The sequence below is a fragment of the Pseudomonas orientalis genome, from assembly GCF_001439815.1.
GTDB classification, from domain to species: Bacteria; Pseudomonadota; Gammaproteobacteria; order Pseudomonadales; family Pseudomonadaceae; genus Aquipseudomonas; species Aquipseudomonas orientalis.
Window position 1 is genome coordinate 77,362 of the sequence record NZ_JYLM01000003.1, and the last position, 23,936, is coordinate 101,297.

A 23,936-nucleotide genomic window follows, 5' to 3' on the forward strand; every position below is an offset into this window, starting at 1 on the left:
CGCCGATTTCGTAAAATAAAATAAGACTAATTGATCGAGGCATCACGTTATGAGTACTGAGCACGCCCTGTATCCCGACCTCAAGGGCAAGACCGTAATGATCTCCGGCGGGGCTTCCGGGATCGGCGAATTCATGGTGCGGGCCTTCGCGGCCCAAGGCGCCAAGGTGGCCTTTGTGGACCGCGCACAAAGCCAGGGCGAACGCCTGGCGGCGTTGCTCAATTCCAAGGGGCATACCGTCGAGTTCGAATGCTGCGATATCACCGACGAGATTGGCTATCGCGCCGCGATCGGGCGCTTCGAGCACTCCCTGGGCCCGATCACGGTGCTGGTCAACAACGCCGCGAACGATGTGCGCCACAGCCTGGAAGAAATCGATTCGGACATGTTCGACCGCCTGATCGCGGTCAACCTGAAGCACGCCTTCTTCGCGGCCAAGGCCGTGGTGCCGATGATGAAACACGAAGGTGGCGGCTCGATCATCAACCTGGGCTCCGTCGGCTGGATGATGGCCTCGGCCGGCTACCCGGTGTACGCCGCCAGCAAGGCCGCCGCCCATGGCATGACCCGCGGCCTGGCCCGGGAGCTGGGGCCGCACCGCATCCGCATCAACACCCTGGTGCCGGGCTGGGTGATGACGGAAAAACAATTGTCCATGTGGGTGGACGACGCAGCCCGTGAGCTGATCGCCCGCAGCCAGTGCCTGCCCGGCAGCGTGATGCCGGAGCATATTGCCAATATGGCGCTGTTTTTGGCTTCCGACGCCTCGGCGATGTGTTCGGCGCAGAACTTTATCGTCGATGGTGGCTGGGTATAGGCCCACGCCGCGGTCCAAATGTGGGAGGGGGCTTGCCCCCGATGGCGGTGTACCAATCAACATATAAGCCGGCTGACAAACCGCTATCGGGGGCAAGCCCCCTCCCACATTTGAACAGTGGTGCTTATGAAGGCCGCGTGCTGCTCCAGGCCTTCATATCGAACGCCTCGCCGCGCCGGGCGGCTGTCCGGTAATGCGCTTGAAGGCACGGCTGAACGCCGCCTGGGAGGTGTAGCCGAGGCGCTGCGCCACGGTTTCGATGGGCATGCGCTCCAGAGTCAGCCATTGGCTGGCCAGGCGCATGCGCAGTTGCGTGGCGTAACGCAGCGGCGGTACGCCGAGGACGGCCTGGAAGCGATCGGCGAACACCGAGCGTGAGGTATGACATTGGGCGGCAAGCTCCGCCACGCTCCACTCGTGGCCCGGTTGCTGGTGCAGGGCGAGCAGGGCGCGGGCCAGGCGCGGGTCGCGCAATGCCGCCGCCAGGCCCGAGGCGTTGCCACAGGCGCACTCGACCCAGCCCCGTACGATCATCGCCGCCACCACATCGGCGAGGCGCGCGAGAATACCGGCATAACCCACGCGCGCCGTGGACACTTCGCGTTCCATGACCGCCAGGATCGGCATCAGTCCCGGGTAACGCTGGCCTGTTGCATCAATCAGCATCAAGGCCGGCATCAGGTTGCCCAGGCCCTGGAGGCTGCCGAGCTCGAACTCCATGCAGGCACTGAACAACAGCCTGTCGGGGACGGTATCGGGTGACGCATCCACGGCGCAGACGGTATCCCCCAACGGCGCGCTGTCGAACTGGCTGATGTCCTGCACAGCGGCATCCGCTGTGGACAGCAACGCGTGCGCGCCGCCATGGGACACGAACACGGCGTTGCCGGCCGACAGTGCGAAAAGGCTGCCGTCTTCGGCGCGCAGCGTGGCGTTACCGGCCGCGAGGAAGTGGAAATAGGCGTGGCCCGGCCTGGCGTCAAAACCGATGCCGAACGTAGGCCCGGCCTGGATGCGCCGGTACTGCACACCCCGCAGGCGCATGCCGCGCAGCAACTCATTGATCAGGTCGGAGGAAGCGGTGAAAGCGTCCACTGCAGTCATATTCGGGGTTTCAGTCAAGAATTCAAGGTTCTGCATCATAGATCATCCTGATGGGCCTACCTAGACTGAGCGCCACGTAAATGACTGGAGGAGACTTGTTATGACCGATTGTGCAGCCCGTGCGCCTGCGGGCATTGTGGCGGAGCCGGCCTGGCTGGCGGTATTTTCCCTGGCGATGGGGGTGTTCGGCTTGCTCACGGCTGAGTACTTGCCGGCCAGCCTGTTGACGCCGATGGCCCTGGACCTGGGCGTTACAGAGGCGCTGGCCGGGCAAGCCGTCACGGTGACGGCGGTGGTCGCGCTGTTCGCCGGTTTGCTGGTGCCGGGGCTGACCCGTGGTATCGACCGACGCATCGTGCTGCTGGGCTTTTCCACGCTGATGATCGCCTCCAACCTGCTGGTGGCGTTGTCCTCGAGCCTGACGGTGCTGTTGTTGATGCGCATCCTGCTGGGCATCGCCCTTGGCGGTTTCTGGAGCATGGCGGCGGCGGTGGCGATGCGCCTGGTGCCTGCGGCGTCCTTGCCCCGTGCGCTGTCGATCATTTTCAGCGGCATCGCGCTGGGCACCGTGGTCGCCGTGCCGCTGGGCAGCTACCTGGGTGGCCTGTACGGCTGGCGCAGTGCGTTTATCGCGGCGGCCGCCGTCGGCCTGGTGACCCTGGCGTTCCAGTCGTTCACGCTGCCGCGCCTGGCACCCAATGGCACCGCGCGCCTGCGCACCGTGTTGCATGTGCTGCAGCGCCCCGGCATCGCCATGGGCATGTTCGGCTGCGTGCTGGTGCACACCGCGCATTTCGCGCTGTTCACCTATATCCGGCCGTTCCTGGAAAGCACCACCGGGGTCGGTACCGAAGGGCTGGCGCTGATGCTGCTGGGTTTTGGCGTAGCGAATTTTGCCGGCACGCTGTTCGCCGGTTGGTTGCTGGTGCGCTACCCACGGGCAACACTGGTGTTGATGCCGGTGCTGGTGGGCATTGCGGCACTGGCGCTGGTCTGGCTGCCTGCGTCACTGCCGACCCAGGCGCTGCTTCTGGCGCTATGGGGCATGGCGTTTGGCGGCGTGCCGGTGGCGTGGTCGAACTGGGTGGCGCGAGCGGTACCGGACCAGGCCGAAAGTGCCGGCGGCATGGTGGTCGCGTCGGTGCAGTCGGCCATCGCCGCAGGCGCTGCCGGTGGCGGGTTGATGTTCAGCGTCAGCGGCATTGGTGGCGTGTTTGTCGGGGCGGGTGTGTTGATACTGTTCGCGGCCTTGCTTATTGCACTGCGTGTGCAGGTACCAGGGCCAGAAGGTGACCGAAGTGTGACGCGCCATCAGTCTTTGGTTTAGTCTGAAACCCTTCGTTGATCGCAAACGCCCCCAGGAGCACTGAGCATGACTGACTACGTACCCCCCAAGGTCTGGACCTGGGACGCCGAAAGCGGCGGCACCTTCGCCAGCATCAACCGGCCCATCGCCGGCGCCACCCATGAAAAAGCGTTGCCGGTGGGCAAGCACCCCTTGCAGTTGTATTCCCTGGCCACGCCCAACGGGCAGAAGGTCACCATCCTGCTCGAAGAGTTGTTGGCCCTCGGGCACACCGGCGCCGAATACGACGCCTGGCTGATCAAGATCGGCGACGGTGACCAGTTCGGCAGCGGCTTCGTGGGCGTCAACCCGAACTCGAAGATTCCGGCGTTGATGGATCACAGCGGCGCGACGCCGATCCGCGTGTTCGAGTCGGGCGCGATCCTGCAGTACCTGGGCGAGAAATTCGGTGCATTCTTCCCCTCCGAACCTGCGGCACGTGCCGAGTGCCTGTCGTGGCTGTTCTGGCAGATGGGCAGCGCGCCGTATCTGGGCGGCGGCTTCGGGCATTTCTATGCGTATGCGCCGAGCAAGATGGAGTACCCGATCAATCGCTTTGCCATGGAGGCCAAGCGTCAGCTGGATGTGCTGGACAAGCGCCTGGCGGTGAGCGAGTACATTGCCGGTGATGAATACACCATTGCCGATATCGCCATCTGGCCCTGGTACGGCGGCTTGGTGAAAGGGCGGTTGTATGGGGCGGCGGAGTTTCTCTCGGTGCATGAGTACAAGCATGTGCTGCGCTGGGCCGATGCGATCGATGCGCGGCCGGCGGTGCAGCGCGGGCGGCGGGTGAATCGGGTGTCGGGCGACGATCAGTTGGCCGAGCGCCATGATGCACGTGATCTGGACTGAGTGAAATCCAAGTGTGGGAGGGGGGGCTCCTGTGACCGCCTGACAGCCGACGGGTATCTACCTGACGCTCCGAGGTCCAAATGTGGGAGGGGGCTTGCCCCCGATGGCGGTCTCTGGGCTGGCAAGTATCTTGGATCAGACCGAGTACATATCCATTATTTAGGTGACGGCCACTTAGGGTTCCGCTTTTACAGCGGCTCACTTTTGAAAAGCGCAAAAGTAAGCAAAACGCTCTTGCCCCACCACTCGGCACCTCGCTTGGGCTCGGTGTGCCCGAACGCAGGCTTGAATCCGTGGGCCGCCGCAATGGGCCATCCCTGGCCCAGTGCGGCTAACCCGGCGTCCTGCCGGGTTACCCACGGATTCAAGCCTGCGTTCGGCCAGCGTGGTTTAACGGGGCGCCTAAGATCAAAAGCAAGATCAAGAGCGGCTCGCTTCGCATCGTGGATACGTTGTTTGTGGGAGGGGACTTGCCTTCGATTTATTTGTAGCGTTGCTCGAAGACGGCCACCTGTTCGGGCTTGATCAGCTCGAAAGGCACCCACACCTCCGACTCAATCGGCTCGCCCTTGATCATCCGCACTGCTGCCTGTACCGCCTGGGTCGCCTGGGCTTTGGGGTCCTGGAACACCGATGCGCTGAGCACGCCGCGCCGGATCGCCGCCAGCCCGTCGGGCAAGCCGTCGATCCCCACAATCGCCACCTCGCCCTTGGCCTTGCCCGCTTGCTGCAAAGCCATGGCCGCGCCAATCGCCATTTCATCGTTGTTGGCCACGATCGCATCGAACTGCGTGCCCGCCAACAGCCAGTTGCTGGTCAGGTCCATGGCCTTGCTGCGTTGCCATTCGGCACTTTGCTGCTCAACGATCCTGATGCCGGGAAAGTCCTTGAGCACCTGCCTGGCGCCTTCAGTGCGGTCGCGGGTGGCGTTTTGCGCCAGGTCGCCCATGATGATCGCCACGTTGCCCTTGCCGCCGAGCTTTTGCGCGAGGTAGCGCATCTGCAATTGTCCGGCTTCAATGTCGTTGGAGGCCACGGTGACCACACCCTTGGGCAACGTGCGCTCATCCGGGTGACGGTTGACGTACACCAGCGGGGTTTTGCTGGCGACGGCGGCACGGGTGATGTTGGCGGTGGCGGCGGTGTCCACCGGCAGTACGATCACTGCGTCGACGTTCTGGTTGAGGAAGCCTTCGACCTGGTTGAGCTGGCGCACCACGTCGCCCTGGGCGTCCTCGAACTGGATCTGCACGTCCTGTTGCGTGGCGGCCGCTTCAAGACCGGTGCGCACGTAGGTCATGAAGTTATCGTCGACCCGCGCGATGCTCACGCCGATGCGATACGCGGCGAAGCTCGATTGACTGAACAGCAATAGCAGTGTGGCCACGATCAATGAATAGCGATGCATGAGGTGTTCCTCTTGTTGTTATAGGGTGAACGCTTGGCGGAAACGCTCCAGGGCCCTGTCGCTGTCGCCGCTGGCCCAACCTTCCAGGCCGACCACGCCGCTGTAGCCCATGGCATGCAGCGCCCTGGCAATCGCCGGGTAGTGGATTTCGCCGGTGCCGGGCTCCTGGCGTCCGGGCACGTCGGCCACCTGGATTTCTCCGATGGCGGGGCCTGCGCGCTGGATCAGTTCGATCAGGTTGCCTTCGCCGATCTGCGCGTGGTACAGGTCCAGGTTCATCTTCAGGTGCGCGCTGCCCACCGCTTCGATCAGGGCCAGGGTGTCGTCGGCGCGGGCGAACGGGGTGCCGGGGTGGTCCACCTCGGTGTTGAGGTTTTCCAGCAGGAACACGCGGCCGGCGTCCTCGCCCAGGCGTGCGATCCTTTCCAGGGTCTTGCAGGCGCTCAGCCACATGCGCCCGGTGGTCCGGCTGACGGGCTGCACCGGCAGGCCGCCGTCACCCAGGCCGGTACCGTGCAGATTCAGGCTGGGGCAGTTCAGGCGCTCGGCAACGCGCAAGGATTGGCGGGCGCTGTCGAGCAAGTGGCGGACACCGTCAGGGTCGGTCAGCGTGCCGCTGATGTAGCCGGTCATCGAGGTGAAGTCCGCGCCTGTCGCGGCCAGGGCGTTGATGTCCTTGTTTGTCCAGCTCCAGATTTCGGCGCTGAAACCCAGAGCATGAATGCGTTTGACCCGCTCCACGAACGGCAGGTCAAGGAACACCATCTCGGCACTGACCGCCAGCTTGAACGGGATCACAGGCTCACCGCCGTGCCTTGCTCGTAGGACTCGATACACGCGCGCGCAATCGCCAGGGCGGCGCGGGCATCTTCGCCGCTGGCCAGGGGTTTGGCGCCGCTGCGCAGGCAGTCGACAAAGTGGTTGAGCTCGGCGATGTAGGCGTCGCGCAACAGGTCGGTGTCCAGGCGCTGGGTGTCGGCCTGGATGCCTGGGGCCTGGTAGCGCACAAGGTCGGATGCCTGCACGCCGCCCATGGTCAGCATGCCGGCGCTGCCGAACACTTCACCGCGTACGTCGTAGCCATACACGGCCTGGAAGCTGGCTTCGGCGGTGGCAATGGCACCGTTATCGAAGCGGATCGTGACCACGGCGGTGTCGAGCAAGCCTCGGCTTTTGTATTCCGGGGCGATCAGGGCGTCGGCCATTACGTGCACCTGCACCGCTTCGGCACCGGGGTTGAGGTAGCGCAGGGTGTCGAAGTCGTGGATCAGGGTTTCCAGGAAAATCACCCATTGCGGTGAGGCGCCAGGGTTGTTCAGCGCCGGGTCGCGGGTCAGTGAGCGCAGCAACTGCGGGGTGCCGATGCGTCCTGCCGCAACGTCGAGGTGGGCGCTGCGAAAGCTCTTGGCAAAACGCCGGTTGAAGCCGACCTGCAGGGTCACACGGGCATCGGCCGCGGCGGCGATGGCGCGGTCGGCTTCATCGAGGGTGATGGCCATGGGTTTCTCGCAGAAGATCCCCTTGCCGGCGCGGGCGGCGCTGATCACCAGTTCCGCATGGCTGCGGGCGGGGGCGGCGATGAGGATGGCGTCGATGTCCGGGTCGTCGAGCAACTGCTGTGGGTCGGTGTAGACCTTGTCCACACCCAGCTCCGCCGCCAGGCGTGCGGCTTGCCCTGGGGTCGGGTCGGCGATGGCGGCGAGGCAGGCGCCGGGAATATGCCTGGCGGCGGTAAGGCCGTGGAAGCTGCCCATGCGACCGGCGCCGATCAAGCCCAGGCGAATGCGTTTGGTATTCATGTATGACCCCTTTTTATTGTTGGCCTCAGGACAATCCTGGCTGGCAAAGGGGCAAGAGCAAAGGCTGTGCCAGAATGTAAATAACTGATATCTATAGAGTTTAAAAAATAAAGTGTTCATTTAAATGACATGTCTATGCTGACATGTCGAAAACATGAACATGGACCCCCCTTATGAGCCTGGCAATCAGTGCGCAAGACCTCGATTACCTGACGACGCTCGGGCCCGCTGCGCTCAACGATGGCCCGGTCGCGGCGTTGGAGCAGGCGTGGCAGGCCTGCCTGCGCGGCCAGGTGCAGCGCCCGGACAAGGTGCGTCAAACGATCTGGGATTCCTGGCGGCGCAGCGTCAAGGCCGGCATCGACCCCGTCGACAGCGCGTACCGCTTCATTGCCGCCGACCGCCTGACGGCCACGCTGGCCAGCCACCGCGTGCTGATCGCCGCCGCCGCGCAAGTCATGCAGGGCTTGCTGGCGTACAACCTGCGCGGGCATATCAACCTCACTGATGCCCACGGCACCACCTTGTATTTCTGCGGGCTGGATATCACCCCCGTGGGCAGTCGCCTGCTCGAATCGGTCCAGGGCACCAACTGCACCGGCCTGGCGCTGGCTGAAGATCACCTGGTGTATGTGCTGGCCGAAGAAAACTTCGCGGTCGGCCTGCGTCAACGCCGCATGCACTGCGCCGCCGCGCCGATCAAGAATGCCCAGGGCCAGACCCTGGCCGTGCTGACACTCACCGCCGAACCCGGCTGGTTTCACTTTCATACCCTGGGCACCGTGCAGGCGGCCGCGGAAGCTGTGTCGCGGCAGATGGCGCTGCAGGCGCTGCTGGAAGAACAGCAGACCGTGCTCGAGGTGCTCAACGAAGGCCTCGTGGTGGTGGATGAACGCGGCTGCATCAAGGCGCTCAACCGCTATGCCCGGCAGTTGTTCGGGGTGGGACTGGAGCTGATTGGCAGTCCTTTCCAGCACCTGGGCCGCAGTGAATTGAGCGAGGCGCTGGGCGAGGCTGTGCGCGACCTGGATTGCACGTTCCACCTGCACGACCGCAGCCAACTCGCCTGCCTGGTCTCGGTGTGCCCACTGGAGCAGGGCGGGGTGATTGTGTCGCTGCGCGAAAACCGCCGCATCCGCGAAATCACCCGGCGCCTTGTCGGCACCCAGGCGCGTTATACCTTCGACACCATCCAGGGCAGCTCGCGGGCAATCCAGGACGCGCTGCACCTGGGGCGCATCGCCAGCCGCAGTGATTCGACCACGCTGATTCTCGGGGAAAGCGGCACCGGCAAGGAGTTGTTCGCCCAGGCTATTCATAACGCCAGCGAGCGTTGCCACGGCCCGTTCGTGGCGGTCAACTGCGGCGCGATTCCACGGGACCTGGTGCAGAGTGAATTGTTCGGGCACGTCGAGGGCGCGTTCACCGGCTCGGCCCGTGGCGGCTCGGCGGGCAAGTTCGAGCTGGCCGATGGCGGCACCATTTTCCTGGATGAGATTGGTGACATGTCCTTCGATGCCCAGGTCAGCCTGTTGCGGGTGTTGCAGGAGGGCGAAGTCGCGCGGGTCGGCGCAAAAAGTGCACGCCAGGTGGATGTACGCATCATCGCCGCCACCCACCGCAATCTCAGCCAGGCAGTCGCCGAAGGTGCGTTTCGCGAAGACCTCTACTACCGCCTGAATGTGCTGAACCTGACGGTGCCGCCGCTGCGGATGCGCCGCGACGACATCCCGCTGCTGGCGCGGTACTTCCTCAAGCGCTGCGCGCGCTCGTTGCGCAAGTCGGTGCAGGGTTTCGCGCCGGACGCGCTGGCCGTGCTTTGCGCTCATGCCTGGCCGGGCAATGTACGCGAGCTGGAAAACGCCATCGAACGGGCGACCAACCTGGCCATGGGTGAGTTGATCCAGGTGAGTGACTTGCCGTTGGACAGCAAGCCTCGTTCATTGGCCCATGCCTATGTGCCGCAACCCTCCCAGAACTTGAGCAGCCACGAAATGCACGCCATCGTCGCCGCGCTGAAAAACACCGGTGGCAATATCCGCCTGGCCGCCCGGCAGCTGAATGTGTCCCGGGGCGGGCTGTACAACAAGATGAATCGGTTTGGGTTGAGTGCCGGGGATTTTCGCGGCCTGTGAACGGTTACTCAGGGGAGGGCTCTTGCTCCCGTGACGGCCGGACAGCCGATGCGTATTTACCTGACGTTCCGAGGTCAAAATGTGGGAGGGGGCTTGCCCCCGATGAGGGAGAGTCAGTGAGCACATCAGTGACTGACACACAGCCATCGGGGGCAAGTCGAATCGTCGCACCGCCCCTCCCACATTTGGATCGCGGATCGGCAAAAGATACCGGTCGGCTCTAAGGCCGCCGCGCTTTTGCTTTTGATCTCAGGCGCCCCGTTAAACCACGCTGGCCGAACGCAGGCTTGAACTCGTGGGTAACCCGGCAGGACGCCGGGTTAGCCGCACTGGGCCATGGATGGCCCATTGCGGCGGCCCACGGATTCAAGCCTGCGTTCGGGCACACCGAGCCTGGGCGAGGTGCCGAGTGGTGGGGCAAGAGCGTTTTGCTTACTTTTGCGCTTTTCAAAAGTGAGCCGCTGTAAAAGCGGAACCCTAAGTAGCCTTTACCGAAGAAACGGATATGTACTCGATCTGATCCAACATCCTGGTCGGTCCTGAGGCCGCCATCGGGGGCAAGCCCCCTCCCACATTTTACTGAACATGTCTCAGGTGCCCAGGTTTTCCGAGGTGACAATGTGCGGCGGGATATGCACCCGATGCCGTATTGCATCGAACCCCTCGGCGCTCTGCAATTGCACCAGCAACTCCACCAACGCCAGCGCCGTCTGGCGCGGTTGCGAGTCCATCACCACATCGATCAACCCTTGGCTCAGCGCCTGGCGCGACAACTCGGTGGACTCCTGCAGGATGCAGCACAACGCCGGGCGCTTGGGCAGTTGCGCCAGGGCGCTGATCACGCCGTCGCCGCCACCGCCGACTACGCACAATCCGCGCAGGTCGGTGTGGCGGCTGAGCAGGTCGAGGGTGGCCTCCTCAGTGATGTCGCAGTTGTCCAGATTGATCAGCGGTTCCAGCGGCTTGAGCCCCGGCGCGTGTTCGGCCAGGTAGCTGTGCAGGCCTTCGACCCGCGCCTGGTGGCCGAGAAAACGATGGCCGCCGAGCAGAATGCCCACGCTGCCTTTGCGCGCGCCGCACGTGCGCGCCAACAGCCAGCCCATGGTGCGTCCGACGACGTGATTGTCCTGGCCCACATACGGTTCCAGGGCTTGCTCATGAATGTCCGAAAGCAATGCCACCACCGGCACGCCGGCTTCGCGGATTTGCGCAAGGCAGGCATTGATCAGCGGATGGGCGAAGCTGACCACCGCCAGGGCGTCGCACTGCACGGCCAGCTGTTCTATCTGCGCGACGATGGCGCTGGGCGTGCGGTCGTTGATGTAGTCGAACTGGCAACTCAGGTTGGCCGTGGCGTGATGCTGCGCCGCGTCGCCGATGGACTGGGCCAGGTTGGCATAGAACGCCTGGGCGGTGCCCAGCAGGAGAATGCCGAAGCGGTAGGTCGGGCGCCGTTCGCGAATGCGCTGGCCGATCAGCCGCGCGGCGAAATAACCCACGGCTTCGGCGGCCTGGAACACCTGTTCGGCGGTTTGCGGATTGACCGGTGCGCGGGCGTTCAACACGCGGTCGACGGTGGCTACGCTGAGGCCCGCGTGGGCGGCAACGGTGGCGATGGTCGGGCGTTTATGGTTGGTCATGACGAGCCCCTTGAGCGTCTTGATAGAAAACTATCAAGCCCCGCTGGGCCTGGATGATAGCTTGATAGGGAATGGATTCAAGGCCTTGAGGGTGATTTAGCCGCGCTCTATGGTTGGTTTCGCAACGTTTCTGAAATCACCCGCTGCGGAGAATAATAACAATGCCTGAACACACCGCTCACCGCGCCCGGCGCGACTACAGCCTGACCGGCCCCGAGGCCGCCCGCGCCGCGGAAAAAGGCCTGGTCTCGGCCCGCTGGTATCAGTCGCCGGTACCGCGCAAACGCATGAAGGAACTGATGCAGCGCCGCGACGGCCCGGCGCTGGTCGACACGGTCATCTGGTTCGCGGCGTTGTTCGCAACCGGCTTTGGCGGCTACTGGTTCTGGGGCTCCTGGGCCTGTGTGCCGTTCTTCCTGGCCTATGGCGTGCTCTACGGCACCGCCTCCAATCCGCGCTGGCACGAAACCGGCCATGGCACGGCGTTCAAGACCCGCTGGATGAATGACGCGCTGTACCAGGTGGCGAGCTTCATGTGCATTTTCGAACCCCATGTGTGGCGCTGGAGCCATGCCCGGCATCACACCGACACCATCGTCGTCGGCCGCGACCCGGAGATCGTCGAGCCGCGTCCGCCGAGCTTTTTGATGATGTTCCTGAGCCTGTTCAATCTGCCCCTGGCGTGGAAGACCTTCAGTGGCGTGGCGCGCCATGCCATCGGCCGGATGAGCGCCCAGGAACGGGATTTCATCCCCGAATCCGAATGGCCGAAGGTATTTCGCGCCGCGCGCATCTGGGTGGGCCTCTATGCGCTGATCATCGGCAGCGCCTTGTACCTGCACAGCTGGCTGCCGCTGATGCTGGTGGGCTTGCCGAGCATCTATGGCGCCTGGCTTGGCTACTTGTTCGGCCTTACCCAGCACGTGGGCCTGGCCGAAGACGTGCTGGACCATCGCAGCAACTGCCGCACCATCTACATGAACCGCGTGCTGCGCTTTATCTACATGAACATGAACTACCACCTCGAGCACCACATGTACCCGATGGTGCCATACCACGCACTGGCGCAATTGCACGAAGAGATCCGTCGCGACTGCCCGCCGCCTTACGCCAATCTGTGGGCGGCGTACAAGGAGATCCTCCCGACGGTCTGGAAGCAGCGCAGCGATCCGACCTATTTCGTCCAGCGTCCGATCCGACGGCAGCCTGAATCTGCCCCAGCCTCTCTGCACGCAGAAGTTTCTGCCGGCTGAAGTTCGTTTCCCTTTAATAAGAGATAAAAAAACATGAACGATCAATGGATCGACGTCTGCGCCGTGGGCGACATAGACGAAGAAGACGTGCTGCGCTTCGACCATGGGGCGCACACCTACGCGGTATTTCGCTCGGCCGAGAATGAGTTTTTCGCCACCGCGGGCCTGTGCACCCATGAAAAAATCCACCTGGCCGACGGCCTGGTCATGGACCATGTGATCGAATGCCCCAAGCACAACGGGCGCTTCGATTACCGCTCCGGCAAGGCCCTGGGCGCGCCGGTGTGCGTCAATCTGCAAACCTACCCGGTACGGGTCGAAGCGGGGCGGGTGCTGCTCGCCGTCACGGCCTGATGATGGACGTACCCCTGATTATCGTCGGCGCCGGCCATGCCGGTGGCCGTGCGGCGTTGACCCTGCGCGAAGAAGGCTATAGCGGTCGGCTGATCCTGATCGGCGACGAACCCCATGTGCCCTACGAACGACCGCCCCTGTCCAAGGGCCTGTTGCAAGGCAGCCAGGACCTGGCCGGGTGCAGCCTGTGCGACAGCGTGCGCCTGGCCGAGCTGGGTATCGAGCATATCGCGGGCAACGCGGTCAGCCGGCTGGCGCCGCCGCAGCATCGGCTGCAGTTGGCCGATGGCCGCTGGCTGCCCTACAGCGGACTACTGCTGGCTACCGGCGGCCGTGCGCGGCGTCTGCCGCAGGCGCAGTGCAATGTGCTTTACCTGCGCACCCATGACGAAGCCCTGGCCCTGCGCGAGCAGTTACGCCCCGGTACTCGGCTGGTGGTTGTCGGCGGCGGCTTTATCGGCCTGGAAGTAGCGGCGACCGCGCGCGGCCTGGGCTGTGCGGTGACGCTGCTCGAAGCCGGGCCACGCCTGGCGGGCAGGGTATTGCCGGCGATCATCAGTGACGCGCTGCTGGCTTTGCACCGCGAGCAGGGTGTGGACGTACGCTTGAATGTCACGGTGGCGTCCATCGAGGCCGACGCTGTGCACCTGATGGACGGGCAAACGCTGCCGTGCGACCTGGTGGTGGTCGGCATCGGCATGCAACCCAATCTCGAACTGGCGGCGGCGGCCGGGCTGGACGTGGGGCAGGGCATTCGTGTCGACGCGCAGTTGCGCACCAGCGCGGCGGATATCTACGCGGCCGGGGACGTCTGCGAGTTCCGTCTCGGCGGTCTCTACCAGCGCCAGGAAACCTGGCGCAACGCCGAGGCCCAGGGTCGGCATGCGGCCTTGAATCTGCTCGGCCGCGCATTGCCTTTCGAGGCCGTGCCGGGGTTTTGGTCCGACCAGTATGACTGGGGTTTGCAGACGGTCGGTGTGATGACGCCGAACGTGGTCAGCCGGGCATTGCCCGAGGGCGGCCTGCTGCTGTTCTACCTCGATGACCATGGGCTGTTACAGGGCGCCTGCGGTTGGGCACCGGGCAACCGCGTGGCCAGGGACATCAAGCTGTGCGAACGCCTGATCGCCGCCCGTGTGCCGTTGTCATCGGCTGCCCTGGCTGATCCGGCTGTTTCTCTCAAACAATGGCTGCGAGGCTGATATGCGCCAATTGCTGGTATTTCAATCCTTATGGGCGATGCACACCGAACCCGGCCCGCTCGAGGCGCAGCTGGACCGCATCGCCGCCGCCGGTTTCGATGGTGTCACCGATCACTACTGGCAGGCCGCCGAGGTTGCACGCCTGCACGCGGCCACCGCCGCGCGCGGCTTGCAGATCGAAGGCCAACTGTTCCCGCAGACGGTGGACGACCTGGCATGCGCGCTGGAGGTGATCAGCCGCTACGGCTGTCATCACCTCACCCTGCAAGCCGACGTGCGTCCGCGTACCCAGGCCGAGGCGGGCCGCTTGATCGAGGGCTGGCAACGCCTGGCCGAACAGGTGGATTTCCCGATCCTGCTGGAAACCCACCGCTATCGCCTGACCAGTGACCTGTTGTTCACCCTCGACCTGCTGGCGCAAATGCCTGACTTGAAACTGCTCGCGGACTTGTCCCACTACGTGGTCGGGCGCGAATTGCCCGAACCCGGCGCCGCCGATGACGATGAGCAGATACGCACCATTCTGCGCCATAGCTGGGGCTTTCATGGGCGCGTGGCCAGCAGTGAACAGGTGCAGGTTGGCCTGGACTTCCCCCAGCATCAGCCGTGGGTGGAACGATTTACCGGCTGGTGGCGCTACGGGATCGAAGACTGGCTGGCCCGCCCCGACACACCCCCAAGCCTGTCGTTCACCTGCGAACTCGGCCCGCCGCCCTACGCGATCACCGGCGCGGACGGCCGAGAACTCACTGATCGCTGGGCCGAGGCGCTGAAGCTCAAAGCATTGATTCGCCAGGTGTGGCACCGCTCACTGGCGACAACACAGCATCAGGCCAGCAATCCGGTGCTGACCGCCACAATCAAAAACACCCCCAGCAGCGCGCGGTAGATCACGAACGGCCAGGTGGAGAAGCGTTCCAGAAACTTCATCAGGCCCCAGATCGCGAAGAACGCCGAAATGCTCGCCACCACCAGGCCGAAAATCAAATGCGGCCAGGCGTGGGCGGGCATGTCGGCGTGCAGCAGTACCCAGAGTTCTTTCAAACCGGCCAGGGCAATGGCGGGCAGGCCCAGCAGGAACGAGAACCGTGCGGCTTCTTCGCGTTTAAAGTTCAGGAACAGCGCCGCGGTCAAGGTCGAGCCCGAACGCGATACGCCGGGGATCAGCGCGCCAATCTGCGCGACCCCGACGATCAGCGCATCACGCAGACGCATCTGGCTTACGTCGCGGGTGTGGCGGGCGCGCAGTTCAGCCGCCGCCAGCAACACCGCCATCACCACACAGGCAATCCCGATCACCATCAGCCCGCGCAACGGCGAGTTGCAGGTGTTCAAGGTCGAGGACAGCACCAGGCCGGCGATGCAGATCGGGATCGTTGCCAGCACAATCGCCACCGCCAGCTTGAACCAGCGGTCGTTGTAGTCGCCCCGGCGTACGGCACTGATGCTGCCGGTGGCCACTTGCTGCACGTCGCGCCAGAAGTAAATTACCACCGCCGCGAGCGCCGCCAATTGCATCGCAGCGGAAAACGCCGAGCCCGGATCTTGCCAGCCGAGCAGGGCGGGCACCACGCGCATGTGGGCGGTGGACGACACCGGCAGCAGCTCGGTGATGCCCTGGATCACCCCCAGGATGAAAATCTGCAGGTAATCCAGGGAGGCGAACCCCACATCCAGGCCGGCGGAGCAGACGTTAGTCAAAATAGGTGTCCTTGAAAAAAGGGATAACCGGCGAAGTTTATTCTAAATGTTTCAGGATTTCGGCCAGGGTGATCGCTATCTGCAATCGGTTCAGCCAATAGAAAGGTTGGGCAATGTATTGGCCTGGCCTGCGCTTTTGTGAACAATGGCGCCCTGCGTTTTTTCACCGAGAGCCCCATGCCTGAAACCACCGTCGAATTGATCCAGACCGGCCCTGAACACGCCGAGCTGATCCGCAATCTCTATCAGTACTACGCATATGAGTCTTCGGACTGGGAACAGGAAGACGTCGAGGCCGATGGCCGTTTCTACATCCACGACGAGCACCTGGCCCGTTATTGGCAAGACCCGCAATGGAGCGCCAACCTGTTACTGGTGGACGGTTATATCGCCGGCTTCCTGCTGATCGAAGGCAGCGAATTGCCGGGTATCGATGCCCTGGAACTGGCCGACCTGTTCATCCTCAAGCGCTACCGCCGCAAAGGCATCGGCCGCGCCATCGCCACCCAGGTGCTGTGCAGCGGCGAGGACAATTGGTTGGTGCGTTTTTATGACCAGGACGAAGTGTCCCAGGCGTTCTGGCGCACGGTGCTGGATAACCTGCCGCGTCCGGTGCAGACCCTGGAACTGGACGATGAGCCGCAGTTGGTGAGTTACCTGGTTACCCGCGCTTCACTGCATTGATCGAATACTGGCCCCGCCCGCAGAGCCGTTGCTGCATCGCCTGCGGCGGTTGCCCGAACGCCCTGAGAAACGCCTGACGCATGCGCTCGCGATCACCGAAGCCGGTTTCCCGGGCCACGACTTCGACCGGGTGGCGACTGGTTTCCATCATGGCGCGTGCCGCTTCCACGCGCAGGGCTTCGATGGCCTTGGCCGGCGTCTGCCCGGTTTCTTCGCGAAACACCCGGCTGAACTGGCGCGGGCTGAGGCGGGCGACATCGGCCAGGGCGTCCACCGACAGGTCGTGGGTGAGGTTTTCGCGGGCGTAGGCCAGGGCCAGTTGCACGCGGTCGGACTTGGGGTCCAGTTCCAGCAAGGCCGACAGTTGCGATTGCTCACTGCCGCGCCGTTGGGCGATCACCAGCTTGCGGGCGATGCGCCGCGCCAGGTCGCTGCCCAGGTCGTTCTCCACCATCGCCAGCGCCAGGTCGACCCCGGCGCTCATGCCGGCGCCGGTCCACACTTGGCCGTCCACTACGAATAACTTGTCTTCTTCCAGATGGATATCCGGGTAGCGCTTGCGAAACGCCGGCGCGTGGATCCAGTGGGTGGTGGTGCGCTTGCCGTCGAGCAAACCGGCTTCGGCCAGCACGAAAATGCCCATGCACAGCGAGGCCACGCGGCGCGATTGCGCAGACGCCGCCTTGACCATCTCCATCAGGTTGGCTTCCGGCAGGCGAAATTCCAGGTAGCCGCTGACGATCAGCGTGTCATAGCCCTCGGGACGGATCGCCGTGGTGTTCACCGAAAATCCCTGGGACGTCATCACGGCGCCACCGCTTTCCGACACCAGATGAAACGCATAGGCCGGCTCGCCCCGCAGCAGGTTGGCGCACTCGAACACCGAGCCCAGGCTGAGACTCAAGGACTGGAAGTTCGGGTAAACCATCAGCGCAACGCTGTGCATCGTCATTCTCCAAGGGGCGCGGGAGGGGGGATTGTCGGCGCGTGCCGGGTAAACGGCAACTGCCGGTGGCGGATGTCCGTAATCCTTGCGGATATGACATTGTGAGCCTGCCCCCACGTGCCTAAGATTGCCCCAACGAACTAGACGACTGGTCTAATCGAAAGGGGCCAAGCATGAGCAGCGAAACCAGAAGCGCACGGCAGACCATTCTTGAGAGTGCACAGGCGATTGTGGGCGCCAAGGGATTTTCCGCGGTGGGGTTGAATGAAATCCTGCAAGCCGCCGACGTACCCAAGGGCTCGTTCTATCACTACTTCACCTCCAAGGATGCGTTCGGTGTGGTGCTGCTCGACACCTACTTCGATCACTACGTCGAAGGCATGCAGCAGCTTTTCAGCCAACCGGGTATGTCCCACTACGCCAAGCTGATGCGCTACTGGCAGGCCTGGATCGACAACCACACTGGCTGCACCGACGCCGGCAAATGCCTTGCCGTCAAACTCGGCGCCGAGGTGTCAGACCTTTCAGAGCCGATGCGCCTGGCGTTGCAGCGCGGCACTTCACGCACCATCGAGTTGCTCGCCATGGCGTTGCAGCAGGGCGTGCAAGACGGTTCGCTGATGCTTGAGCAACCGCCCGAAAGCCTGGCCAGACGCCTGTATGCGTTGTGGCTGGGGACCAGCGTCATGGGCAAGATCACCCGTACCACCGCGCCGTTCGATGAGGCGCTGGGCCTGACCCGACAGTTGTTGGGCCACCCCGAAAACCCTGCTATTCACCACGATCGAGGCACTGGAAAATGAAAGTATTAATGGTACTGACCTCTCACGACCAGCTGGGCGATACCGGCCGCAAGACCGGCTTCTGGCTCGAAGAGTTTGCCGCTCCCTATTACGCGTTCAAGGACGCCGGTGCCGAGGTGGTGCTGGCATCGCCTGCCGGTGGCCAGCCGCCGCTGGACCCGGTCAGTGACCAGCCGGACGCCCAGACCGAACAGACCCACCGTTTCAACGCCGACCCGGCTGCGCAGCAGGCCCTTGCCACTACGGTGAAATTGGACTCGGTCAACGCCGATGACTTCGACACCGTGTTCTACCCAGGTGGACACGGCCCGCTGTGGGACCTGGCCGAGTCGCCGGTGTCCATCGCGCTGATCGAGTCGTTCGAGCGTGCCGGCAAGCCTGTCGGCCTGGTCTGCCATGCCCCGGGCGCCTTGCGTCACGTCAAGGCGGTCAACGGCGAGCCATTGATCAAGGGCCGTCGCGTCACCGGGTTCTCCAACTCGGAAGAAGCCGCAGTGGGACTGACCGAGGTGGTGCCATTTCTGATTGAAGATGAATTCAAAAAACTGGGCGGCAAGTACGAGAAGGGCGCCGATTGGCAGTCGTTCGTGATCGTCGATGGCCTGCTGGTAACCGGGCAGAACCCCGGCAGCTCCAGTGAAGTGGCCAAGGCCCTGTTGAAACTCACCGCTTAACTTAACCCTACCGACTTAACCCCGCCGATTGATGCATGTGGCGGCTCGCAAGAGCCGCCAGTGTTTTCGCTCGTCCTGAATTTGGAATATTCCCATGGCTCATGCCTTGAACACCCCGGTAAAACTGGGGCATCACACCTTGAACAACCGCGTCGTATTGCCGCCCTTGACGCGTCAGCGCAGCGCCCAACCCGGCGATATCGCCACCGACTTGATGGCCACGTACTACCGCCAACGCGCCAGCGCCGGTTTCATGGTCAGCGAGGGCACCCAGATCGAGCCCCGTGGCCAGGGTTACGCGTGGACGCCGGGGATCTACACGCCGGCGCAGATTGACGGCTGGCGCAAGGTCACCGAGGCGGTGCATGCCGAGGGCGGCGTGATCTTCGCCCAGTTGTGGCATGTGGGCCGCGTGTCCCATAACGCCTTGCAACCCGACGGCGCCGCGCCGGTCGCGCCCTCGGCGATCCAGGCCCTGCAGGCCAAGGCCTTTATCGAAACCGCTCCGGGCGTCGGCGAGCTGAAACAACCGCCGGTGCCCCGCGCCCTCACGGTGCTGGAGATCGAGGAACTGGTCGGTCACTACGCACAGGCCGCGCGCAATGCACTGGACGCCGGCTTCGACGGTGTGGAGATCCATTCGGCCAACGGTTACCTGGTCAACCAGTTTATCTCGGCCCATTCCAACCAGCGCGATGATGAATACGGTGGCACGCTGGACAATCGCCTGCGCTTTTTGCGCGAAATTGTCGAAGCGGTGTGCCGAGTAGTGGGCCCTGAGCGCGTAGGCGTGCGTTTTTCGCCGTTGTTCAGTGGCACCGATCAGGAGCGTGTCTACATCGGCCTGGTGGAAGAAGACCCGCACCACACCTACATCGAAGCGATCAAGGTGCTGGAACAGTCGGGTATCGCTTATGTCTCCATCGCCGAAGCCGACTGGGACAATGCCCCCGACCTGCCCGACAGCTTCCGCCAGGCCGTGCGCAGCACCTTCAGCGGGCGCATCATCTATGCCGGCCGCTACACCGCCGAACGCGGCGCAAAACTGGTGGAAGCCGGGCTGGCGGACCTGATTGCCTTCGGTCGTCCGTTCATTGCCAACCCGGACCTGCCGCAGCGGATCTTCAATGGCTGGCCGTTGAATGCGTTGAAGGCTGAGGGGTTGTATGGCGGGACTGCCGCGGGGTATGTGGATTATCCGGAATATATTCAACCAGGCTGAGCTCGACAGCTACCCTGTGGCGAGGGAGCTAACGGGTATCTACCTGACGCTCCGAGATCCAAATGTGGGAGGGGCGGTGCGACGATTCGACTTGCTCCCCGTGGCTACTCGTCAGCCTGTGACTATCTTGCTGATGCTCCACAATCCAAATGTGGGAGGGGGCTTGCCCCCGATGGCGGCCTCCGGGCCGACCAGGATGTTGGATTGGACCGAGTACATATCCGTTTCTGCGGTCATGGCTGCTAATGGTTCCGCTTTTACAGCGGCTCACTTTTGAAAAGCGCAAAAGTAAGCAAAACGCTCTTGCCCCACCACTCGGCACCTCGCTTAGGCTCGGTGTGCCCGAACGCAGACTTGAATCCATGGGCCGCCGCAATGGGCCATCCCTGGCCCAGTGCGGCTAACCCGGCGTCCTGCCGGGTTACCCACGGATTCAAGCCTGCGTTCGGCCAGCGTGGTTTAACGGGGCGCCTAAGATCAAAAGCAGATCAAGATCAAGAGCGACTCGCTTCGCATCGTGGTTTGCGTTGGGCGCTACACAGTTGTGGAGATACCTATGCGCGATAGGATCACCTCAATTGCGCAACACCAAAACCCGACCTCAATGCGCACCCTCATTGCGGGTCGACTTGGGCAGGATGGCCAGAAAGTTATCCCGCGCGACCTTGTGGGCAACGTCTTCAGGCAATGCATCGAGGAAGGGATCAAAACGGCGCATCTCCTTACCCAGCTTGTTGAAGCGTCCTACCACGTCAGAGCCGAGCATGAAGCGATCAGGGAAGCGCTCCACCAGCTTGACCCACTCCGGCCTGGGCGTGCCCGCATCATCCAGCAGATAGGGCGTGAGCACGCTCCAGGACAGGTCGATATACAGGTTGGGATAAGCCTCGAGCAGGCGGCTCAGGGTAGGCAGCAGGAAATCCATTTGCACTTGATGGCGGTGGATTTCCTTGCTGGTACCGGCATGGGCCCAGATAAAGCGCGTATGCGGATGATTGCGCAACGGTTGCTCGACTTCGGCCAGGTACAACGGGTTGCGCTCGCGCTTGGAGGTGATGTTGGAGTGCAGCATCACCGGCAGGTCGTTTTCGGCCGCCAAGTGATAGATACGCGTCATGGCTTCGTTGTTGGCGCGCGGTGTATCACCGGAGGTCAGCGCGGTGAGATCGTCGTGGCGGGTAAACACTTCGCCAATGCCCTGCCACAGCCCTGGGTTGAGGTCGAGCATGCGCTGGATGTGGGCGGCAGAATTCTTGTCGTTAGGATTGAAACCGGACAGGAATGGATGAAAGCGTCGGCGCTGTTCAGGGGCGAGCTTATTGACCGCGGCGGCGACGATGACATCGGTGGCGCTGTACCAATAGGCATCGGCATCGTCGCCTGCGTAATAGCGCGGGCGCTTGGGTTCGTCTTCGTGCCATTTCTTGGCCACGGGAATGCCGGAAATCATCACATGCTCGATGCGATTGTCCGCCATGGCCTTGAGCAGCTTGTCCATGCCCGCCGTTTCCTGGAAAAAATCCACGTAATGCAGGTGGGCGTCGCTGTAGGCATAGTCGCGGGCCTGCACGGCAAGACTGCTGGCGGCGAGCATCAGGGCAAAACTCACACGGGTCCAGAACACAGTGATACCTCGGTAGGGACTGATACGGGTAGACCCTGCGCCGCGTATCGGGGTTCAGCACGGACAAAAACCTGGAACACCCAGGTATTGGCATGTTCTATTACTGCAAGACCGTCATCCACAGCCTTGTGAGGTTTGCCATGCCTGTTACCGTCAATACGTTGAACGCTGAAAACTTCCGTCACAGCGTCACGATCAACAACCATGAGCTGTTTACCGACCTGCCCAAGAGCCTGGGCGGTGACGACTCCGCCCCCTCTCCTCACGACTATTTCGATGCAGCGCTGGCGTCGTGCAAAGCCTTGACCGTCAGGCTCTATGCGCAGAAGAAAGACATTCCGCTCACCGGCGTTACGGTAGAAGTGACCCACGACGCCGCCGAAGAGCAAAAAGGTAAGTACACGCTCAACGTCAAGCTGACCCTCAAGGGCGTGCTCACCGACGCACAGCGCGATGAGCTGCACCGCGTCGCCGACAAGTGTCCGGTGCACAAATTGATGACCACTGCCGAGGTCAGCATCGAGACAACACTGTCGGAAGGCGCCTTCAGCCAGTAACGCCAACTTCCGGTCGGGCGGGTTATGCTCAGTGCCATCGAACCCGCTCAGACAGGGATGCATCCCATGACCACGCTCACCGTCATTAGCCCGCGCCGCGAAGATGTGGAAGGCCAGCCTATCCTGCGCCCCCTGCCCTCGCGTGAACGCCGCAGCGTCGGGCCTTTCGTGTTTTTCGACCATATGCTGCCCAATCGTTATGCACCGGGCAGCGGCATGAACATCCGCCAGCATCCCCATATCGGGCTTTCTACACTCACCTATCTGTTCGAAGGCACGTTGCAGCACAAGGACAGCCTGGGTTCGGACCAGATGGTGAAGGCCGGCGAAGTCAGCTGGATGACCGCCGGCGGTGCGATTGCTCATGTCGAGCGCACACCCGAGGCGGTCAAGGCCAGCGGTTTTAACCTGCATGGGTTGCAGGTGTGGCTGGCATCGCCCAAGCACCACGAAACCGGGCCGGGCCACTATAGTCATCACCCGGCGGCCAGTTTGCCGGTCAGCGATAACCTGGGCGTGCAGGTGCGCCTGATCGCCGGCGACGGGTTTTGCCTCAAGTCGCCCGTACCGGTGCTGTCGCCCACGCTGTATGCCGAGGTTCGGATGCAGACGGCCACTACCCTGCTGATCCCCGATGAGCATGAAGAACGCGCGGTGTATGTGCTGGAGGGTGACGCACAGCTCGACGGCGAACCGCTGGCGGTGCATAGCCTGGTGGTTCTGCCTGCCGGGCAGGAGATGACGCTGTTTGCCGAAACCGATTGCCATGCAGTGGTGTTGGGTGGCGCGCCACTGGATGGGCCGCGGCGGATCAACTGGAATTTTGTGGCGAGTGATCCGGCGGTGATCGAGCAGGCGCGGCAGAGGTGGGCGGCTGGGGATTGGCCGACGGTGCCTGGGGAGTTAGAAAGAATTGAGTTGCCTGCCAGATAGCTATCGGGGGCAAGCCCCCTCCCACATTTTGGATGTATTCACAATTCAAGTGTGGGAGGGGGCTTGCCCCCGATGAGGCCCGAACAGGCGCTGAAGAATCAGCCCTTGAACACTTCATCCAGCAAGTTATGCATCGACTGGAACGCCCGCGCAGCGGTCTTCGCGTCGTACATCATCTTGCCCGGCACATTGGCATGGGGATCGGTAAAGGAATGCACCGCACCGCCGTAGCTGAGCAACTGCCAATCCACACCCGCTGCGTTCATTTCCTCTTCGAACGCCGGCAGTTGTTCTTTCGGAACCAATGGGTCGCAGGCGCCATGCAGCACCAGCACTGCACCCTTGATGTTCTGCGCATCCGCCGGGTTCGGCGTGTCGAGTGTGCCGTGGAACGAGATAGCCGCCTTCACCGGCGCGCCGGTACGCGCCAATTCCAGGGAGCAGCAGCCGCCGAAGCAGAACCCGAAGGTCGCCAGCTTCGACGTATCAACCGCCGCCTCGGTCTGGCCTTGCAGTTGCTCAAAGGCCGCTTGCATACGCTTGTTCAACAACGGGCGATCATTTTTCAACGGCATCATCGCCGCGCCGGCTTCATCGCCATTGGTCGGCCGCACGGTTTGCCCATACAAGTCGGCAATCAGCACCACATAGCCCTTGCTGGCGACGGTCTTGGCGATCTCTTCGGCGCCCGCGCTCACGCCCATCCAGTTCGGTGCCATCAGCAGCCCCGGCAGCGGGCCCTTGTGGCTGGCATCGAACGCCAGGCGGCTTTCATAAGACTGGCCATCAATCTGATAGACCACTGAACGTACTGTGACTTGGCTCATCGTTTTCTCCAGTTGAAGTACACGCAGAAGCAGTAATGCAACGGTAGGAGCGA

23 protein-coding genes are annotated in these 23,936 nt (G+C 63.0%); 14 read left to right on the forward strand and 9 right to left on the reverse strand.

Annotated elements, in window-relative coordinates:
- The first annotated feature begins 49 nt into the window (after positions 1 to 49).
- The gene (locus TU82_RS08435) at positions 50 to 817 is read left to right on the forward strand and encodes an SDR family NAD(P)-dependent oxidoreductase (protein WP_057721987.1); all 768 of its coding nucleotides are present in this window, start codon (positions 50 to 52) and stop codon (positions 815 to 817) included.
- 153 nt (positions 818 to 970) lie between these two features.
- Here TU82_RS08435 and TU82_RS08440 read toward each other — a convergent pair whose 3' ends face one another.
- Positions 971 to 1,957, reverse strand: a complete 987-nt coding sequence (locus TU82_RS08440) for an AraC family transcriptional regulator (protein WP_057722592.1) — start codon at positions 1,955 to 1,957, stop codon at positions 971 to 973.
- 64 nt (positions 1,958 to 2,021) lie between these two features.
- Between TU82_RS08440 and TU82_RS08445 the strand changes: the two genes are divergently transcribed.
- Positions 2,022 to 3,248 (forward strand): MFS transporter, encoded by a 1,227-nt coding sequence (locus TU82_RS08445; protein ID WP_057721988.1) that lies wholly within the window; start codon positions 2,022 to 2,024, stop codon positions 3,246 to 3,248.
- A gap of 45 nt (positions 3,249 to 3,293) precedes the next feature.
- A complete protein-coding gene (yghU, locus tag TU82_RS08450) occupies positions 3,294 to 4,121 on the forward strand; it encodes a glutathione-dependent disulfide-bond oxidoreductase (RefSeq protein WP_057721989.1) in 828 nt (275 codons plus the stop codon).
- A 481-nt stretch (positions 4,122 to 4,602) separates the two neighbouring features.
- On the opposite strand, the gene TU82_RS08455 is transcribed toward yghU, so the two are convergent.
- From TU82_RS08455 to TU82_RS08465, 3 genes are read right to left on the reverse strand one after another with little or no spacing between them, the layout of a single operon-like run.
- A complete protein-coding gene (locus tag TU82_RS08455; protein ID WP_057721990.1) occupies positions 4,603 to 5,529 on the reverse strand; it encodes a sugar ABC transporter substrate-binding protein in 927 nt (308 codons plus the stop codon).
- A gap of 18 nt (positions 5,530 to 5,547) precedes the next feature.
- Positions 5,548 to 6,327 (reverse strand): TIM barrel protein, encoded by a 780-nt coding sequence (locus TU82_RS08460; RefSeq protein ID WP_082631964.1) that lies wholly within the window; start codon positions 6,325 to 6,327, stop codon positions 5,548 to 5,550.
- Positions 6,324 to 7,328, reverse strand: a complete 1,005-nt coding sequence (locus tag TU82_RS08465; RefSeq protein WP_057721991.1) for a Gfo/Idh/MocA family oxidoreductase — start codon at positions 7,326 to 7,328, stop codon at positions 6,324 to 6,326. Before TU82_RS08465 ends, TU82_RS08460 begins: the two co-directional genes overlap by 4 nt.
- A gap of 173 nt (positions 7,329 to 7,501) precedes the next feature.
- Between TU82_RS08465 and TU82_RS08470 the strand changes: the two genes are divergently transcribed.
- A complete protein-coding gene (locus TU82_RS08470) occupies positions 7,502 to 9,463 on the forward strand; it encodes a sigma-54 interaction domain-containing protein (protein ID WP_057721992.1) in 1,962 nt (653 codons plus the stop codon).
- A gap of 590 nt (positions 9,464 to 10,053) precedes the next feature.
- On the opposite strand, the gene TU82_RS08475 is transcribed toward TU82_RS08470, so the two are convergent.
- Positions 10,054 to 11,103 carry a LacI family DNA-binding transcriptional regulator gene (locus tag TU82_RS08475; protein ID WP_057721993.1) on the reverse strand — a complete coding sequence of 350 codons (1,050 nt, stop codon included), beginning with the start codon at positions 11,101 to 11,103 and terminating at the stop codon, positions 10,054 to 10,056.
- A gap of 161 nt (positions 11,104 to 11,264) precedes the next feature.
- On the opposite strand from TU82_RS08475, the gene TU82_RS08480 reads away from it, so the two are divergent.
- Genes TU82_RS08480 through TU82_RS08495 form a run of 4 tightly spaced genes read left to right on the forward strand, consistent with a single transcriptional unit; the run spans position 11,265 to position 14,801 of the window.
- Complete coding sequence (locus tag TU82_RS08480) at positions 11,265 to 12,356, forward strand: fatty acid desaturase family protein (protein WP_057721994.1); 1,092 nt, start codon at positions 11,265 to 11,267, stop codon at positions 12,354 to 12,356.
- Between the two features lie 33 nt (positions 12,357 to 12,389).
- Positions 12,390 to 12,710 carry a MocE family 2Fe-2S type ferredoxin gene (locus TU82_RS08485; RefSeq protein ID WP_057721995.1) on the forward strand — a complete coding sequence of 107 codons (321 nt, stop codon included), beginning with the start codon at positions 12,390 to 12,392 and terminating at the stop codon, positions 12,708 to 12,710.
- A 2-nt stretch (positions 12,711 to 12,712) separates the two neighbouring features.
- Complete coding sequence (locus TU82_RS08490) at positions 12,713 to 13,912, forward strand: NAD(P)/FAD-dependent oxidoreductase (RefSeq protein WP_057721996.1); 1,200 nt, start codon at positions 12,713 to 12,715, stop codon at positions 13,910 to 13,912.
- Position 13,913: 1 nt separating this feature from the next.
- The gene (locus TU82_RS08495; RefSeq protein WP_231982747.1) at positions 13,914 to 14,801 is read left to right on the forward strand and encodes a sugar phosphate isomerase/epimerase family protein; all 888 of its coding nucleotides are present in this window, start codon (positions 13,914 to 13,916) and stop codon (positions 14,799 to 14,801) included.
- On the opposite strand, the gene TU82_RS08500 is transcribed toward TU82_RS08495, so the two are convergent.
- On the reverse strand, positions 14,741 to 15,613 hold the full coding sequence (locus tag TU82_RS08500) for an undecaprenyl-diphosphate phosphatase (RefSeq protein ID WP_057721997.1): 873 nt from the start codon (positions 15,611 to 15,613) through the stop codon (positions 14,741 to 14,743). The genes TU82_RS08495 and TU82_RS08500 overlap by 61 nt on opposite strands.
- Positions 15,614 to 15,790: 177 nt before the next feature.
- Here TU82_RS08500 and TU82_RS08505 point away from each other — a divergent pair, with 177 nt between their 5' ends.
- The gene (locus tag TU82_RS08505) at positions 15,791 to 16,297 is read left to right on the forward strand and encodes a GNAT family N-acetyltransferase (protein ID WP_057722595.1); all 507 of its coding nucleotides are present in this window, start codon (positions 15,791 to 15,793) and stop codon (positions 16,295 to 16,297) included.
- Here TU82_RS08505 and TU82_RS08510 read toward each other — a convergent pair.
- Complete coding sequence (locus TU82_RS08510) at positions 16,275 to 17,243, reverse strand: GlxA family transcriptional regulator (protein ID WP_057721998.1); 969 nt, start codon at positions 17,241 to 17,243, stop codon at positions 16,275 to 16,277. The two genes, TU82_RS08505 and TU82_RS08510, sit on opposite strands and share 23 nt — an antisense overlap.
- 173 nt (positions 17,244 to 17,416) lie before the next feature.
- Between TU82_RS08510 and TU82_RS08515 the strand changes: the two genes are divergently transcribed.
- The 3 genes from TU82_RS08515 to TU82_RS08525 all read left to right on the forward strand — a co-directional run bounded on the left by TU82_RS08515 (position 17,417) and on the right by TU82_RS08525 (position 19,942).
- Complete coding sequence (locus tag TU82_RS08515; protein ID WP_057721999.1) at positions 17,417 to 18,046, forward strand: TetR/AcrR family transcriptional regulator; 630 nt, start codon at positions 17,417 to 17,419, stop codon at positions 18,044 to 18,046.
- Positions 18,043 to 18,720, forward strand: a complete 678-nt coding sequence (locus TU82_RS08520) for a type 1 glutamine amidotransferase domain-containing protein (RefSeq protein ID WP_057722000.1) — start codon at positions 18,043 to 18,045, stop codon at positions 18,718 to 18,720. The genes TU82_RS08515 and TU82_RS08520 overlap by 4 nt, the downstream gene beginning before the upstream one ends.
- 94 nt (positions 18,721 to 18,814) lie before the next feature.
- Positions 18,815 to 19,942 (forward strand): alkene reductase, encoded by a 1,128-nt coding sequence (locus TU82_RS08525; protein WP_057722001.1) that lies wholly within the window; start codon positions 18,815 to 18,817, stop codon positions 19,940 to 19,942.
- Between the two features lie 601 nt (positions 19,943 to 20,543).
- Here TU82_RS08525 and TU82_RS08530 read toward each other — a convergent pair.
- Positions 20,544 to 21,536 carry an amidohydrolase family protein gene (locus TU82_RS08530; RefSeq protein WP_057723267.1) on the reverse strand — a complete coding sequence of 331 codons (993 nt, stop codon included), beginning with the start codon at positions 21,534 to 21,536 and terminating at the stop codon, positions 20,544 to 20,546.
- Positions 21,537 to 21,706: 170 nt separating this feature from the next.
- On the opposite strand from TU82_RS08530, the gene TU82_RS08535 reads away from it, so the two are divergent.
- Together TU82_RS08535 and TU82_RS08540 are read left to right on the forward strand one after the other, a co-directional pair.
- The gene (locus TU82_RS08535; protein WP_057723268.1) at positions 21,707 to 22,123 is read left to right on the forward strand and encodes an OsmC family protein; all 417 of its coding nucleotides are present in this window, start codon (positions 21,707 to 21,709) and stop codon (positions 22,121 to 22,123) included.
- 66 nt (positions 22,124 to 22,189) lie between these two features.
- Complete coding sequence (locus TU82_RS08540) at positions 22,190 to 23,056, forward strand: pirin family protein (protein ID WP_057722666.1); 867 nt, start codon at positions 22,190 to 22,192, stop codon at positions 23,054 to 23,056.
- Between the two features lie 98 nt (positions 23,057 to 23,154).
- Here the strand turns inward: TU82_RS08540 and TU82_RS08545 are convergent, their stop codons facing one another.
- Entirely contained in the window at positions 23,155 to 23,883 is a 729-nt protein-coding gene (locus TU82_RS08545; protein ID WP_057723269.1) for a dienelactone hydrolase family protein, read from the reverse strand.
- Positions 23,884 to 23,936: the final 53 nt, after the last annotated feature.

Coding starts and splice junctions, on each gene's coding strand:
- TU82_RS08435 (WP_057721987.1), top strand. CDS start 50: ATGAGTACTGAGCACGCCCTGTATCCCGACCTCAAGGGCAAGACCGTA.
- TU82_RS08440 (WP_057722592.1), bottom strand. CDS start 1,957: ATGCAGAACCTTGAATTCTTGACTGAAACCCCGAATATGACTGCAGTG.
- TU82_RS08445 (WP_057721988.1), top strand. CDS start 2,022: ATGACCGATTGTGCAGCCCGTGCGCCTGCGGGCATTGTGGCGGAGCCG.
- yghU (WP_057721989.1), top strand. CDS start 3,294: ATGACTGACTACGTACCCCCCAAGGTCTGGACCTGGGACGCCGAAAGC.
- TU82_RS08455 (WP_057721990.1), bottom strand. CDS start 5,529: ATGCATCGCTATTCATTGATCGTGGCCACACTGCTATTGCTGTTCAGT.
- TU82_RS08465 (WP_057721991.1), bottom strand. CDS start 7,328: ATGAATACCAAACGCATTCGCCTGGGCTTGATCGGCGCCGGTCGCATG.
- TU82_RS08470 (WP_057721992.1), top strand. CDS start 7,502: ATGAGCCTGGCAATCAGTGCGCAAGACCTCGATTACCTGACGACGCTC.
- TU82_RS08475 (WP_057721993.1), bottom strand. CDS start 11,103: ATGACCAACCATAAACGCCCGACCATCGCCACCGTTGCCGCCCACGCG.
- TU82_RS08480 (WP_057721994.1), top strand. CDS start 11,265: ATGCCTGAACACACCGCTCACCGCGCCCGGCGCGACTACAGCCTGACC.
- TU82_RS08485 (WP_057721995.1), top strand. CDS start 12,390: ATGAACGATCAATGGATCGACGTCTGCGCCGTGGGCGACATAGACGAA.
- TU82_RS08490 (WP_057721996.1), top strand. CDS start 12,713: ATGGACGTACCCCTGATTATCGTCGGCGCCGGCCATGCCGGTGGCCGT.
- TU82_RS08495 (WP_231982747.1), top strand. CDS start 13,914: ATGCGCCAATTGCTGGTATTTCAATCCTTATGGGCGATGCACACCGAA.
- TU82_RS08505 (WP_057722595.1), top strand. CDS start 15,791: ATGCCTGAAACCACCGTCGAATTGATCCAGACCGGCCCTGAACACGCC.
- TU82_RS08510 (WP_057721998.1), bottom strand. CDS start 17,243: ATGCACAGCGTTGCGCTGATGGTTTACCCGAACTTCCAGTCCTTGAGT.
- TU82_RS08515 (WP_057721999.1), top strand. CDS start 17,417: ATGAGCAGCGAAACCAGAAGCGCACGGCAGACCATTCTTGAGAGTGCA.
- TU82_RS08520 (WP_057722000.1), top strand. CDS start 18,043: ATGAAAGTATTAATGGTACTGACCTCTCACGACCAGCTGGGCGATACC.
- TU82_RS08525 (WP_057722001.1), top strand. CDS start 18,815: ATGGCTCATGCCTTGAACACCCCGGTAAAACTGGGGCATCACACCTTG.
- TU82_RS08530 (WP_057723267.1), bottom strand. CDS start 21,536: ATGCTCGCCGCCAGCAGTCTTGCCGTGCAGGCCCGCGACTATGCCTAC.
- TU82_RS08535 (WP_057723268.1), top strand. CDS start 21,707: ATGCCTGTTACCGTCAATACGTTGAACGCTGAAAACTTCCGTCACAGC.
- TU82_RS08540 (WP_057722666.1), top strand. CDS start 22,190: ATGACCACGCTCACCGTCATTAGCCCGCGCCGCGAAGATGTGGAAGGC.
- TU82_RS08545 (WP_057723269.1), bottom strand. CDS start 23,883: ATGAGCCAAGTCACAGTACGTTCAGTGGTCTATCAGATTGATGGCCAG.